The sequence below is a fragment of the Leclercia adecarboxylata genome (assembly GCF_035787115.1).
In the GTDB taxonomy this organism is placed as follows: domain Bacteria; phylum Pseudomonadota; class Gammaproteobacteria; order Enterobacterales; family Enterobacteriaceae; genus Enterobacter; species Enterobacter adecarboxylatus_E.
On sequence record NZ_JALKTL010000006.1, the window covers coordinates 269,371 to 283,408 of the forward strand.

The 14,038-nt window shown below is 57.8% G+C and carries 11 protein-coding genes; 7 read left to right on the forward strand and 4 right to left on the reverse strand.

Annotated features, from left to right (window positions below; all coding sequences use genetic code 11):
• The first annotated feature begins 3 nt into the window (after positions 1-3).
• The 4 genes from parC to MXM41_RS18600 all read left to right on the forward strand — a co-directional run bounded on the left by parC (position 4) and on the right by MXM41_RS18600 (position 7,274).
• Positions 4-2,262: a DNA topoisomerase IV subunit A gene (gene parC, locus MXM41_RS18585; RefSeq protein ID WP_325933590.1), complete on the forward strand. Its 2,259-nt coding sequence runs from the start codon at positions 4-6 to the stop codon at positions 2,260-2,262.
• Positions 2,263-2,384: 122 nt separating this feature from the next.
• Positions 2,385-3,122, forward strand: coding sequence for a 1-acylglycerol-3-phosphate O-acyltransferase (gene plsC, locus MXM41_RS18590; protein WP_325933591.1), 738 nt, complete (start codon positions 2,385-2,387; stop codon positions 3,120-3,122).
• Between the two features lie 59 nt (positions 3,123-3,181).
• Positions 3,182-4,594 carry a cell division protein FtsP gene (gene ftsP, locus MXM41_RS18595; RefSeq protein WP_325933592.1) on the forward strand — a complete coding sequence of 471 codons (1,413 nt, stop codon included), beginning with the start codon at positions 3,182-3,184 and terminating at the stop codon, positions 4,592-4,594.
• Between the two features lie 502 nt (positions 4,595-5,096).
• Positions 5,097-7,274, forward strand: coding sequence for a YgiQ family radical SAM protein (locus MXM41_RS18600; RefSeq protein ID WP_325933593.1), 2,178 nt, complete (start codon positions 5,097-5,099; stop codon positions 7,272-7,274).
• Between the two features lie 87 nt (positions 7,275-7,361).
• On the opposite strand, the gene dkgA is transcribed toward MXM41_RS18600, so the two are convergent.
• Positions 7,362-8,189: a 2,5-didehydrogluconate reductase DkgA gene (dkgA, locus tag MXM41_RS18605; RefSeq protein WP_325933595.1), complete on the reverse strand. Its 828-nt coding sequence runs from the start codon at positions 8,187-8,189 to the stop codon at positions 7,362-7,364.
• A 105-nt stretch (positions 8,190-8,294) separates the two neighbouring features.
• Positions 8,295-9,458: an alcohol dehydrogenase gene (yqhD, locus tag MXM41_RS18610; RefSeq protein ID WP_325933597.1), complete on the reverse strand. Its 1,164-nt coding sequence runs from the start codon at positions 9,456-9,458 to the stop codon at positions 8,295-8,297.
• Positions 9,459-9,653: 195 nt separating this feature from the next.
• Here yqhD and MXM41_RS18615 point away from each other — a divergent pair, with 195 nt between their 5' ends.
• Positions 9,654-10,550, forward strand: coding sequence for an AraC family transcriptional regulator (locus MXM41_RS18615; protein WP_325933598.1), 897 nt, complete (start codon positions 9,654-9,656; stop codon positions 10,548-10,550).
• A 52-nt stretch (positions 10,551-10,602) separates the two neighbouring features.
• On the opposite strand, the gene yghB is transcribed toward MXM41_RS18615, so the two are convergent.
• Together yghB and metC are read right to left on the reverse strand one after the other, a co-directional pair.
• Positions 10,603-11,262: a DedA family general envelope maintenance protein YghB gene (gene yghB / locus MXM41_RS18620; RefSeq protein ID WP_325933599.1), complete on the reverse strand. Its 660-nt coding sequence runs from the start codon at positions 11,260-11,262 to the stop codon at positions 10,603-10,605.
• A 141-nt stretch (positions 11,263-11,403) separates the two neighbouring features.
• A complete protein-coding gene (gene metC, locus MXM41_RS18625; RefSeq protein ID WP_325933600.1) occupies positions 11,404-12,591 on the reverse strand; it encodes a cystathionine beta-lyase in 1,188 nt (395 codons plus the stop codon).
• A gap of 251 nt (positions 12,592-12,842) precedes the next feature.
• Between metC and exbB the strand changes: the two genes are divergently transcribed.
• Together exbB and exbD are read left to right on the forward strand one after the other, a co-directional pair.
• The gene (gene exbB, locus MXM41_RS18630) at positions 12,843-13,574 is read left to right on the forward strand and encodes a tol-pal system-associated acyl-CoA thioesterase (protein ID WP_325933601.1); all 732 of its coding nucleotides are present in this window, start codon (positions 12,843-12,845) and stop codon (positions 13,572-13,574) included.
• 6 nt (positions 13,575-13,580) lie between these two features.
• Positions 13,581-14,006: a TonB system transport protein ExbD gene (gene exbD / locus MXM41_RS18635; RefSeq protein ID WP_114316790.1), complete on the forward strand. Its 426-nt coding sequence runs from the start codon at positions 13,581-13,583 to the stop codon at positions 14,004-14,006.
• Positions 14,007-14,038: the final 32 nt, after the last annotated feature.

Genomic DNA, 14,038 nt, shown 5'->3' on the forward strand with positions numbered 1-14,038 from the left:
TTAATGAGCGATATGGCAGAGCGCCTCGCGCTACATGAATTCACGGAAAACGCCTACCTGAACTACTCCATGTACGTCATCATGGACAGGGCGTTGCCGTTTATTGGAGATGGCCTGAAACCCGTTCAGCGCCGCATCGTTTATGCGATGTCTGAGCTGGGTCTGAATGCCAGCGCCAAGTTCAAAAAATCCGCCCGTACCGTGGGTGATGTCCTGGGTAAATACCATCCGCACGGCGACAGCGCCTGTTATGAAGCGATGGTGCTGATGGCCCAGCCGTTCTCCTACCGCTATCCGCTGGTTGACGGCCAGGGGAACTGGGGGGCACCGGACGATCCGAAGTCGTTCGCGGCGATGCGTTACACCGAATCCCGTCTTTCGAAATATGCTGAACTGCTGCTCAGCGAGCTGGGTCAGGGTACCGTAGAGTGGGTGCCGAACTTCGACGGTACGCTACAGGAGCCGAAAATGCTGCCTGCGCGTCTGCCGAACATTCTGCTGAACGGCACTACCGGCATCGCGGTGGGGATGGCGACGGATATCCCGCCGCATAACCTGCGTGAAGTGGCGAAAGCGGCGATTACCCTGATTGAACAGCCGAAGACCACGCTGGACGATCTGTTGGATATCGTGCAGGGGCCGGACTTCCCCACCGAAGCGGAGATCATTACCTCCCGCGCGGAGATCCGCAAAATCTACCAGAACGGTCGCGGCTCCGTGCGTATGCGTGCGGTGTGGACCAAAGAGGATGGCGCAGTGGTGATCACCGCGCTGCCGCACCAGGTCTCGGGCGCCAAAGTGCTGGAGCAGATCGCGACCCAGATGCGCAATAAAAAGCTGCCAATGGTCGATGATCTGCGTGACGAATCCGACCACGAAAACCCGACCCGTCTGGTGATCGTGCCGCGTTCCAACCGCGTGGACATGGAGCCGGTGATGAACCACCTGTTCGCCACCACCGATCTGGAAAAAAGCTACCGTATCAACCTGAACATGATCGGTCTGGACGGTCGTCCGGCGGTGAAAAACCTGCTGGAAATCCTCACCGAATGGCTGGCGTTCCGCCGCGATACGGTGCGCCGTCGCCTTAACCATCGTCTGGAGAAAGTGCTTAAGCGCCTGCATATCCTCGAAGGTTTGCTGGTGGCGTTTCTCAACATCGATGAAGTGATCGAGATCATTCGTACCGAGGATGAGCCGAAGCCAGCCCTGATGTCGCGCTTTGGCATCAGCGAAACTCAGGCAGAAGCGATCCTCGAGCTGAAGCTGCGCCATCTCGCGAAGCTTGAAGAGATGAAAATCCGCGGTGAGCAGGACGCGCTGGAGAAAGAGCGCGATCAGCTGCAGGCGATCCTTGCCTCCGAACGCAAGATGAACACCCTGCTGAAGAAAGAGCTGCAGGCTGACGCCGACGCTTTCGGCGACGACCGCCGCTCTCCGCTGCATGAGCGTGAAGAAGCGAAAGCGATGAGCGAGCATGAGATGCAGCCGTCCGAGCCGGTGACCATTGTACTGTCACAAAGCGGCTGGGTACGCAGCGCCAAAGGTCATGACATTGACGCGCCGGGGCTGAGCTACAAAGCCGGCGACAGCTTCAAAGCCGCCGTGAAGGGCAAGAGCAACCAGCCGGTGGCCTTTATCGACACCACCGGGCGCAGCTACGCCATCGATCCTATTACCCTGCCGTCAGCGCGCGGGCAGGGCGAGCCGCTGACCGGCAAGCTGACGCTGCCGCCGGGTGCGACCATTGAGCATATGCTGATGGAAGGGGATGAGCAGAAGCTGCTGCTGGCCTCCGATGCCGGCTACGGCTTTATCTGTACCTTCAACGATCTGATCTCGCGCAACCGTGCGGGCAAGGCGTTGATTAGCCTGCCGGATAATGCCCGGGTGATGACGCCGCTGGTGGTTGAAGACGAGAGCGACATGCTGCTGGCGATCTCCACCGCGGGCCGCATGCTGATGTTCCCGCTCAGCGATCTGCCGCAGCTGTCAAAAGGCAAAGGCAATAAGATCATCAACATCTCCGCGGCGGATGCGGCGTCAGGGACGGATAGCCTGGCGCACCTCTTTATTCTGCCACCGCAGAGCACGTTGACCATCCATGTAGGTAAACGCAAAATCAAGCTGCGCCCGGAAGAGCTGCAGAAAGTGGTGGGCGAACGTGGACGCAAAGGATCGCTGATGCGTGGCCTGCAGCGCATTGATCGCGTGGAGATAGACTCTCCAACCCGCGGTAATGCGGGCGACAACGCAGAGTAACAGCGCCTCGCCCCCTCCGTTCAGGAGGGGGTATCGCGGAAAACATCCTTTATAAAAACAAAGAAGTTACCCGCTTATAGTTGCAGTATAATTGTCAGCTGTCAGGGGTTTTTGAGGTCGCTATGCTATTAATTGTTCGTACCATTCTTGCCGTAATCTATTGCATTCTGGTCTGTATCTTCGGCTCTGTTTACTGCTTGTTCAGTCCGCGCAATCCAAAGCACGTTGCCACTTTTGGCCACATGTTTGCCCGTATGGCGCCGCTGTTTGGTTTGAAAGTTGAGACCCGCCTGCCGGAAGGGGCAGAGAAATTTGGCAACGCTATCTATATCGGCAACCATCAGAATAACTACGATATGGTGACCGCGGCGAAAATCGTCCAGCCGCCAACCGTTACCGTGGGCAAAAAAAGCCTGCTGTGGATCCCGTTCTTCGGCCAGCTTTACTGGCTTACCGGCAACCTGCTGATTGACCGTAACAACCGCGCCAAAGCACACGGCACCATCGCCGAGGTGGTGAACCACTTCAAAAAGCGCAAGATCTCTATCTGGATGTTCCCGGAAGGCACCCGCAGCCGTGGTCGCGGCCTGCTGCCGTTTAAAACTGGCGCGTTTCATGCCGCAATTGCGGCAGGCGTACCTATTATTCCAGTGTGTGTTTCCAATACATCGAATAAGATAAACCTGAACCGTCTGCGTAACGGTCTGGTCATTGTAGAGATGCTGCCGCCGGTCGATGTCAGTAAATATGGTAAAGACCAGGTGCGCGAGCTGGCGGCGCATTGCCGCGAACTAATGCTGAATAAAATCGCTGAGCTCGATAAAGAAGTCGCCGAGCGAGAAGCCGCTGGCAAGGTTTAAGCCGGCTTAAAGGGAAAACGAATTCCCGTATTGTTAGTGTGATTATACATGGAGCTACTATGTCACTCAGTCGCCGTCAGTTTATTCAGGCATCGGGGATCGCCCTTTGTGCAGGCGCGGTTCCGCTGAGGGCAAACGCCGCCGGACAGCAGCAGCCGCTGCCCATCCCGCCGTTACTTGAATCCCGTCGCGGGCAGCCGCTGTTCCTTACGCTACAGCGCACCCACTGGACCTTCACTCAGGGAACGCGGGCTTCGGTCTGGGGCATCAACGGGCGCTACCTTGGCCCGACGGTACGCGTCTGGAGCGGCGATGACGTCAAACTGATCTACAGCAACCGCCTGGCCGAGAACGTCGCCATGACCATCAGCGGTATGCAGGTGCCTGGCCCGTTGCTGGGCGGAGCCCCGCGTATGATGTCCCCAAGCGCCGACTGGGCGCCGGTTCTGCCGGTCCGCCAGCGCGCAGCCACCCTCTGGTATCGCGCCAACACCCCGAACCACACCGCGCAGCAGGTCTACAACGGCCTGGCGGGGATGTGGCTGGTGGAAGATGAGATCAGCAAATCGCTGCCGATCCCAAACCATTACGGGGTCGATGATTTCCCGATCATTATTCAGGATAAACGGCTGGATAACTTTGGTACGCCGGAGTACAGCGAGCCGGGCAGCGGCGGTTTTGTCGGCGACACGCTGCTGGTCAACGGCGCGCAAAGCCCTTATGTCGAAGTATCACGCGGCTGGGTTCGCCTGCGCCTGCTGAATGCCTCCAACTCTCGTCGCTATCAGTTGCAGATGAGCGATGGCCGAGCGCTGCACGTGATCGCCGGGGACCAGGGCTTGTTACCGGCCCCGGTATCGGTTAAGCAGCTGGCGCTGGCGCCTGGCGAGCGGCGGGAAATCCTGGTCGATATGACCAACGGTGAAGAAGTCTCGATCACCTGTGGCGAGGCGGCGGGCATCGTTGACCGTCTGCGCGGCTTCTTTGAGCCGTCGAGCATTCTGGTCTCGACGCTGGTGTTAACCCTGCGTCCAACCGGCCTGTTGCCGCTGGTGACCGATACCCTGCCGATGCGCCTGCTGTCGGAAGAGATCCTGAGCGGTACGCCGGTGCGTAGCCGTGATATCAGTCTTGGTGATGACCCGGGCATTAACGGCCAGCTGTGGGACGTAAACCGCATTGATATTACCGCTCAGCAGGGCTCCTGGGAGCGCTGGACGGTGCGCGCCGATATGCCACAGTCGTTCCACATCGAAGGGGTGAACTTCCTGATCCGCAACGTCAACGGCGCCATGCCGTTCCCGGAAGACAGAGGCTGGAAAGATACCGTCTGGGTCGACGGGCAGGTTGAGCTGCTGGTCTATTATGGACAGCCTTCCTGGCCGCACTTCCCGTTCCTGTTCCACAGCCAGACCCTGGAGATGATGGATCGCGGCTCGGTGGGGCAGCTGCTGGTGAATCCTGCGCCGTAAATTTACCCCTCACCCCGACCCTCTCCCCTGTGGGGAGAGGGAGAAAGACCGCAGGGTGCATTCCCCTTTCCCCTGTGGGGAGAGGGAGAAAGACCGCAGGGTGCATTCCCCTCTCCCCTGTGGGGAGCGGGAGAGAGACCGCAAGGTGCATTCCCCTTTCCCCTGTGGGGAGAGGGAGAAAGACCGCATAGTGCAGTCCCCTTTCCCCTGTGGGGAGAGGGAGAAAGACCGCATGGTACAGTCCCTTCTCCGCTGTGGGGAGAGGGAGAAAGACCGCATGGTGCAGTCCCTTCTCCGCTGTGGGGAGAGGGAGAAAGACCGCATGGTGCATTCCCCTTTCCCCTGTGGGGAGAGGGAGAAAGACCGCAGGGTGCAGTCCCCTCTCCCCTGTGGGGAGAGGGTTAGGGTGAGGGGATGACTACCCGCACAATACCCCTTCATTTCCCACATTGTTCCAGCGTATAATCCCGCTCCTTTTGGCTATTTTTTCTTCGGAAGCATTATGAGCGCAATTTCCCTGATCCAGCCGGATCGTGACCTCTTCTCATGGCCCCAGTACTGGGCGGCCTGCTTTGGACCGGCGCCCTTCCTGCCGATGTCTCGTGAAGAGATGGACCAACTTGGCTGGGACAGCTGCGACATTATCCTGGTGACGGGGGATGCTTACGTCGATCACCCGAGCTTTGGTATGGCGATCTGCGGCCGTATGCTTGAAGCCCAGGGCTTCCGCGTCGGGATCATTGCCCAGCCTGACTGGAACAGCAAAGATGACTTTATGCGTCTCGGTAAACCGAATCTCTTCTTCGGCGTCACCGCAGGCAACATGGACTCGATGATCAACCGCTATACCGCCGACCGCAAACTGCGTCACGACGATGCCTACACCGCGGATAACGTGGCGGGCAAGCGTCCGGATCGCGCCACCCTCGTGTACACCCAGCGATGCAAAGAAGCATGGAAAGACGTGCCGGTCATCCTGGGCGGTATCGAAGCGAGCCTGCGCCGTACCGCGCATTACGACTACTGGTCAGATACCGTGCGCCGTTCGGTGTTGGTTGACTCCAAAGCCGACATGCTGATCTTCGGCAACGGCGAACGTCCGCTGGTGGAAGTGGCGCACCGTCTGGCGCAGGGCGAACCGGTGGGCGACATCCGCGATGTGCGTAACACCGCCATTATGGTGAAAGAGGCGCTGCCGGGCTGGAAAGGGGTGGATTCCCGAATCATCGATATGCCGGGCAAAATCGACCCGATCCCGCATCCTTACGGCGAAGATCTGCCGTGCGCTGATAACAAGCCGGTTGCGCCGAAAAAAGCCGAGGCGAAAGCCATTGTGGTGCAGCCGCCGCGTCCCAAGCCGTGGGAAAAGACCTACGTGCTGCTGCCCTCCTTCGAGAAGGTGAAAAGCGACAAAGTGCTCTACGCGCACGCCTCGCGTATTCTGCACCATGAAACCAACCCGGGCTGCGCGCGGGCGCTGATGCAAAAACACGGCGAGCGCTACATCTGGGTTAACCCGCCGGCAATCCCGCTCTCTACCGAAGAGATGGACAGCGTCTTTGCCCTGCCGTACAAGCGCGTGCCGCACCCGTCATACGGCAACAGCCGCATTCCGGCGTATGAGATGATCCGCTTCTCGGTCAACATTATGCGCGGCTGCTTTGGCGGCTGCTCCTTCTGTTCGATCACCGAGCATGAAGGACGTATTATTCAGAGCCGCTCTGAAGAGTCTATCGTCAACGAGATCGAAGCCATTCGCGACACGGTGCCGGGCTTTACCGGCGTGATCTCCGATCTGGGTGGCCCAACCGCCAACATGTATATGCTGCGCTGTAAGTCGCCGCGCGCGGAGCAGACCTGCCGCCGTCTGTCGTGCGTTTATCCGAGCATTTGCGAGCACATGGACACCAACCACGAGCCGACCATCAACCTGTACCGTCGCGCCCGCGATCTGAAGGGCATCAAGAAGATCCTCATCGCCTCCGGCGTGCGTTATGACATCGCTGTGGAAGATCCGCGCTATATCAAAGAGCTGGCGACCCATCACGTGGGCGGCTACCTGAAGATTGCCCCGGAGCATACCGAAGAGGGGCCGCTGTCGAAGATGATGAAGCCGGGGATGGGCAGTTACGACCGCTTTAAAGAGCTGTTCGACACCTATTCGAAGCAGGCCGGGAAAGAGCAGTATCTGATTCCGTACTTCATCTCCGCGCACCCTGGAACGCGTGATGAAGACATGGTGAACCTGGCCCTGTGGCTGAAACAGCGTCGCTTCCGTCTGGATCAGGTGCAGAACTTCTACCCGTCGCCGCTGGCGAACTCCACCACCATGTATTACACCGGCAAGAATCCGCTGAGTAAGATTGGCTATAAGAGTGAGGACGTGGTGGTGCCGAAGGGTGACAAGCAGCGTCGTCTGCATAAAGCCCTGCTGCGTTATCACGATCCGAAAAACTGGCCGCTGATCCGCCAGGCGCTGGAAGAGATGGGTAAAAAGCACCTGATTGGTTCACGCCGCGACTGCCTGGTGCCTGCGCCAACGGTGGAAGAGATGCGCGAAGCGCGTCGTCAGAATCGTAATACGCGCCCGGCCCTGACCAAGCACACGCCGATCGTGCATCAGCGCTCGAACGGTGGGGCAACAGGTGCGAAAAAAGCGGCTAAACGTAAGATTGGATAACGCTGTGCCCCTCCCCCTGACCCTCTCCCCATAGGGAGAGGGAACTTGAACACCCTCTCTCTATGGGGAGAGGGCAGGGTGAGGAGATTACCCGCCAAACTGGTCCGGATCCGGCCCTAAACGCTTGCCTTTATCCAGCTTCGCAATTTCACTCAGCTCATCTTTATCCAGACGGAAATCCCACACGTCGAAGTTTTCGGCGATGCGCGACGGAGTAACGGATTTCGGGATCACCACCAGCCCGCAGTCCAGATGCCAGCGAATGACAATCTGCGCCGGGGTTTTACCGTACTTATCGGCAAGGGAGCGGATGATCTTCTGATCGAAGACCCCTTCACCGCCCTGCGCCAGCGGGCTCCAGGACTCGGTCTGGATCTTGTGGTTTGCGTTCCAGACATAGAGCTGACGCTGCTGCATCAGAGGGTGCAGCTCAATCTGGTTGATTACCGGAGCGACGCCCGTCTCATCGATCAGCCGTTGCAGATGGTGAATCTGGAAATTACAGACCCCGACACTCTTCACCAGGCCGGCTTTTTGCAGATCGAGCATCCCTTGCCAGGCTTCGACATAGTGATCGATAGCCGGAACCGGCCAGTGCATCAGATAAAGGTCGACATAGTCGAGCTGCAGCTTGTCCAGGCTCTCCTGCAACGCTTCTGCCGGACGCTTCTGGTCGTCATTCCAAAGCTTGGTGGTGATGAACAGTTCATCGCGGGGTACGCCAGCGCTGGCAAGGGCTTTGCCGACGCCGTCTTCATTTTTGTAGGCGGCAGCGGTATCGATGGAGCGATAGCCGACTTCCAGTGCTTTATGAATGGCGGAGACGACCTCTTCGTTACCGGCTTTCCATACGCCGAGCCCCAACTGGGGCATTACGTTGCCGTCCTGAAGCTTGATTACGGTTTGGTTTGCCATTTTTCCTCCTTCATTGGACATCCACCAGGGGTAATCCCCCGGTGGCGTATGTGCATTAAGCCTGGCCTAAATGCCGAAAAACGAAAGGCAATCGCGTAAAATCCCTTAGCGTGCAGCCTCGTAAATACGGCGGCTCACCTCGAGGGTAATGTCATGATGTTCGCCGATCTGCGTCATGCCATGCTCTTCGAGTTTAGCCAGCAGGGCAGGGATGGAGCTGCCATCCAGGCCGTAGCCGGAGAGGCGGGTTGGCACACCCAGCTGCTCGAAAAAGTTGCGGGTAGCGAGAATGGCGGCATCGATGCGCTCATCTTCAGAACCGGCCGTGATACCCCATACGCGCTCAGCGTACTGCAGCAGCTTGCCGCGTTTGGTGTCGCGTTTTTCATTCCACAGCGCAGGCAGCACCACCGCCAGAGTCTGGGCGTGATCGAGACCGTGCATCGCCGTCAGTTCGTGGCCCAGCATATGGGTGGCCCAGTCCTGTGGGACGCCGGCACCAATCAGGCCGTTCAGCGCCTGGGTGGCGGCCCACATCACGTTGGCGCGTACCTCGTAGTTTTCTGGCTCTTTCAGCGCCAGCGGGCCGTCTTCGATCAGGGTCAGCAGAATGCCCTCGGCGAAACGATCCTGAATTTTTGCGTTCACCGGATAAGTGACGTACTGCTCAACGGTGTGAACAAAGGCATCCACCACGCCGTTCGCCACCTGACGCGGCGGCAGGGTGTAGGTGTAAACCGGATCCAGCACCGCAAACACCGGCTGCACGTGCTCGTTCATAAAGGCCTGTTTGTCGCCGGTGGTTTTACGCGAAATCACCGCGCCTTTGTTGGACTCGGAGCCGGTAGCCGGCAGGGTCAGTACGGAGCCCATCGGGATGGCGCTCTTGATATCGCTGCCGCCGGTTTGCAGGATGTGCCACGGGTCGATGCCTTCATCGTAGTGGGCCGCCGCGGCGATAAACTTGGTGCCATCCAGCACCGAACCGCCGCCCACCGCCAGCAGGAAGGTGATCTGCTCATCACGGGCAATTTTCACCGCGTTCATCAGCGTTTCGTAAGAGGGGTTCGGCTCGATACCGCTGAACTCACGCACGTCCAGACCTTCCAGCGCGGTGTAGACCCGATCAAGAACGCCATTTTTCTTCACGCTACCGCCGCCGTAGGTAATAAGGACGCGAGCATCGGCCGGGATCTGCGCGCGCAGATCGGCGATGGCGTCTTTACCAAACAGGATGCGGGTTGGGGTATGCAGATTGAAATTGTTCATTGTTCGTTCCCTTTAGTGGGTGGAAAAACGGGGTGGCACAGAGGGCTGCCTGATGGTGCTCATTGTGGCGAGCGAGGGCGCTGCTCTCAATGCACATTTCTGCCGTTGTCTTGCCCATTTCTACACAGTGCTGGAGAATATGGGTAAAAATGCGCACACTGCAAACCTCGGAAAACGTACCCGGAGCGAGATAAGATGAAACGTGAAGCGATCTGCCTGCAGCTAACAGAACAAATTAACACCCTGAAAGATAATGCAAATTATCTTGACGCGCTGCTGCCGGACGTTCGCCTGCTGTACGGCACCCAGCCCTACGCCCGTACCCCGGTGATGTACCAGCCGGGTATCATTTTTCTCTTTTCCGGGCACAAAATTGGTTACATCAACGAGCGTGTATTTCGTTACGACACCAACGAATATCTGCTCCTGACAGTACCTTTACCCTTTGAATGTGAAACCTTCGCGACAGAGGCGGTGCCGCTGGCGGGAATTCGCTTAAATATCGATATTCTGCAACTGCAGGAACTGCTGATGGACATTGGCGAGGACGAGCTGTTCCGCCCGTCGATGGCGGCGAGCGGTATCAACTCCGCCACGCTGACGGATGAAATCCTCTGCGCCATTGAGCGTCTGCTGGACGTGATGGCGCGGCCGCTGGATGCCCGGATTCTGGGCAGGCAGATTGTGCGCGAGATCCTCTACCACATCCTGCTGGGGCCGGGCGGTGGGGCACTGCTGGCGCTGGTCAGCCGTCAGACCCACTTCAGCCTGATTAGCCGGGTGCTAAAACGCATCGAGAGCCAGTACACCGAAAACCTGAGCGTGGACCAGCTGGCGGCAGAGGCCAACATGAGCGTCTCGGCGTTTCATCATAACTTTAAATCGGTCACCAGCACCTCGCCGCTGCAGTACCTCAAGAGCTACCGCCTGCATAAGGCAAGGATGATGATGATCCACGACGGCATGAAAGCCAGCGCCGCCGCGCTGCGGGTAGGCTATGAAAGCGCATCGCAGTTCAGCCGGGAGTTTAAGCGCTACTTTGGCGTGACGCCGGGCGAAGATGCGGCGCGGATGAGAACAATGCAGGGATAGTGAGGATGTTAAAATTCCCTCTCCCCAATGGGGAGAGGGTGAAGGAAGGTTATCAGGCGTTGCAGTATTTCTTGCGGATCACCACCACAATCGTTCCCACCAGACCTGCCACCAGCAGGAACACCGGCAGGATCATCAGGAAGGTCATCACCTGATCTTCGTGGCGCTTAACGAACGGGATCATGCTCAGCGCATAGCCAAAGGTGGTCACCACGCCAACCCACAGCAGCGCGCTCAGCCAGTTAAAGAACTGAAAGCGACGGTTAGAGAGCCCGGAGATGCCCGCCATGGTCGGCAGCAGCGTGCGCACAAACGCCAGAAAACGCCCGGCCAGCAGCGCCAGCAGGCCGTGGCGATCGAACATGCAGGTTGCCCGCTGATGATATTTATAGGGCAGCTGCGCCAGCCAGCTTTTAACCACCCGTGTATTGCCGAGCCACCGGCCCTGCAGGTAGCTGAGCCAGCAGCCCAGGCTGGCGGCCGAGGTAAGGATCACCATCGTGGGGGCAAAGTCCATGACCCCTTTACCGATTAACGCTCCTGCCAGCAGCAGCAGGCTGTCGCCCGGTAAGAAGGAGGCGGGCAGTAACCCATTTTCCAGAAACAGCGTGGCGAACATAACGAAATAGACAATCCCCACCACGTGCGGGTCAGCCAGCGCTGCGAAGTCGTGTTGCCAGAGTGCAGCGATAATATCTTGAATAACAGCCATGGGCTTTCCTGTGGAACAGCATATATAAGGCTATTGTACTCCCTATTTCGCCGATGGGCTTTGATCGCAGGCGCAACAAATCAGACTTTTCTGCACCTAATGGGGAGAAAAGTGTCCACAGCGAGTTTTTATAGCCCTTCGCTATTCAATACGCGCGAAACCGGCTTCCAGATCGGCGATCAGATCCTCAACATCTTCCAGGCCGATATGCAAGCGGATCAGGGTGCCGGTAAAGTCCACTTCACCGCCCGGACGCAGGGCCGCAATCTGCTCTGGCTGGTTCGGCAGGATCAGCGATTCAAAGCCGCCCCAGGAGTAGGCCATGCTGAACAGCGAAAAGTTATCCAGATAGGCGGAAAGCTCGTCGTTGCTCAGGCGCTTATTCAGCACAAACGAGAACAGACCGCTGCTGCCCGTAAAGTCACGCTGCCAGAATTCGTGCCCCACGCTGCCCGGCAGAGCCGGATGGTTAACGCGCGCCACCTGTGGATGCTGCGCCAGCCAACGGGCAACCTGCACGCTGCTTTCATGGTGTTGACGCAGACGCACGCCGAGGGTGCGCAGGCCGCGGCTGGTCATATAGGCGGTGTCGGCATCCACCATTTGTCCCATCAGATAGGCATTCTCACGCAGCTGATCCCAGCAGCGGGCGTTGGAGACTGCGGTGCCAATCATGCCGTCAGAGTGGCCAATCAGGTATTTGGTTGCCGCCTGAATTGAGATGTCGATACCAAAATCGAGCGCCTTAAACAGCACGCCTGCCGCCCAGGTGTTATCGATCATGATGATAGCGTCCGGCGCTTTGCTGCGTACCGCCTGCACAATGGCTGGCACATCATGCACTTCCATGGTGATGGAGCCGGGTGATTCCAGGAACACAATCCGGGTGTTGGGCTGGATCAGGTCGGCGATACCGGCGCCAATCTGTGGATCGAACCAGTCTGTGGTGACGCCGAGCTTGCTGAGGATTTTAGTGCAGAAGTCCTGGCTTGGCTCGTAGGCGGTGTTGGTCATCAGGATATGGTCGCCCTGTTCAACAAAGGCCAGAATGGTGTTGGCAACAGCGGCCGCGCCGCACGGGAACAGCGCGCAGCCCGCGCCGCCCTCCAGCTCGCACATCGCTTCCTGTAAAGAGAAGTGGGTCAGCGTGCCGCGGCGCCCGTAAAACAGCTCACCGTTGGCCCGGTTACGGGTGGCGTGCTTCTTGGCTTCGACGGTATCAAACACCAGCGACGAGGCGCGCTGGATCACGCTGTTTACCGAACCAAGGGTATATTTCTTACTGCGTCCCGCCTGAACGAGGGTGGTATCAAGATGCTTCTCTTTCATGTCTGCGCAACCTGTTTTTATACGTCTGGACGTCCACACTATCACGAAAGTAAAAATGGTCACGCGAAGGGTAGTGGGTTCAGGGGAAAATTTTTTAAAATTTGTTTCCGGGAAATTTTTCCTGCGTAAGCGCAAGGAAAATGAAACGAATTTACGGCACTATGTAAATACTAATGAGAACTACTATCAATTCGACGTTGATTTGATATTATTATGCTCAGATTTTGTGATTTGCGTCCTGGAGATACCGAGTGGGTAATAATTTGATGCAGACGGATCTCTCCGTCTGGGGTATGTATCATCATGCCGACATCGTGGTGAAGATTGTCATGATCGGCCTGATTCTGGCGTCAGTCGTCACCTGGGCTATTTTCTTTAGTAAGAGCGTGGAGCTACTTTCTCACAAGCGCCGTCTTAAGCGCGAGCAGCAGCAGCTGGCCGAGGCCCGCACCCTGAATCAGGCGAGCGACATGGCTGCCTCCTTCCAGGCGAAGAGTCTGACCACCCAGTTAATTAACGAAGCACAGAACGAGCTTGAACTTTCCGCAGGTAGCGAAGACAACGAAGGGATTAAAGAGCGTACCGGCTTCCGCCTGGAGCGTCGCGTTGCGGCCGTTGGCCGTCACATGGGACGTGGTAACGGCTACCTGGCGACCATCGGCGCCATTTCGCCGTTCGTTGGTCTGTTCGGTACCGTCTGGGGGATCATGAACAGCTTCATCGGCATCGCCCAGACGCAAACCACCAACCTCGCGGTTGTGGCGCCCGGCATCGCCGAAGCGCTGCTGGCGACGGCAATTGGTCTGGTCGCGGCAATCCCGGCGGTGGTGATCTATAACATCTTCGCCCGTATGATTGGCAGCTATAAAGCGACCCTTGGCGACGTTGCCGCTCAGGTTCTGCTCCTGCAAAGCCGCGATCTGGACCTCAGCGCCAGCGCTGCGAAGCCCGTTCGTTCTGCTCAGAAATTTCACGTAGGTTGATTCGTCATGGCAATGCGTCTTAATGAAAATCTGGACGATAACGGCGAAATGCACGAAATCAACGTGACGCCGTTTATCGACGTCATGCTGGTTCTGCTGATTATCTTCATGGTTGCGGCGCCGCTGGCGACCGTGGACGTGAAGGTCAATCTGCCCGCGTCATCCAGCCAGCCGCAGCCGCGCCCGGAAAAACCGATTTATCTGTCCGTAAAAGCCGATAAATCCATGTTCCTGGGTAACGATCCGGTGACTGATGAGTCGGTGATCCCGGCGCTGAACGCGCTGACCGAAGGCAAGAAAGATACCACCGTCTTCTTCCGTGCCGATAAAACGGTCGACTACGAAACCATGATGAAGGTAATGGACACGCTGCATCAGGCGGGTTACCTGAAGATTGGCCTGGTCGGCGAAGAGAAAGCGGCGGCAAAATAAAAGCAAAAGGCAACGTAAGTTGCCTTTTTTGT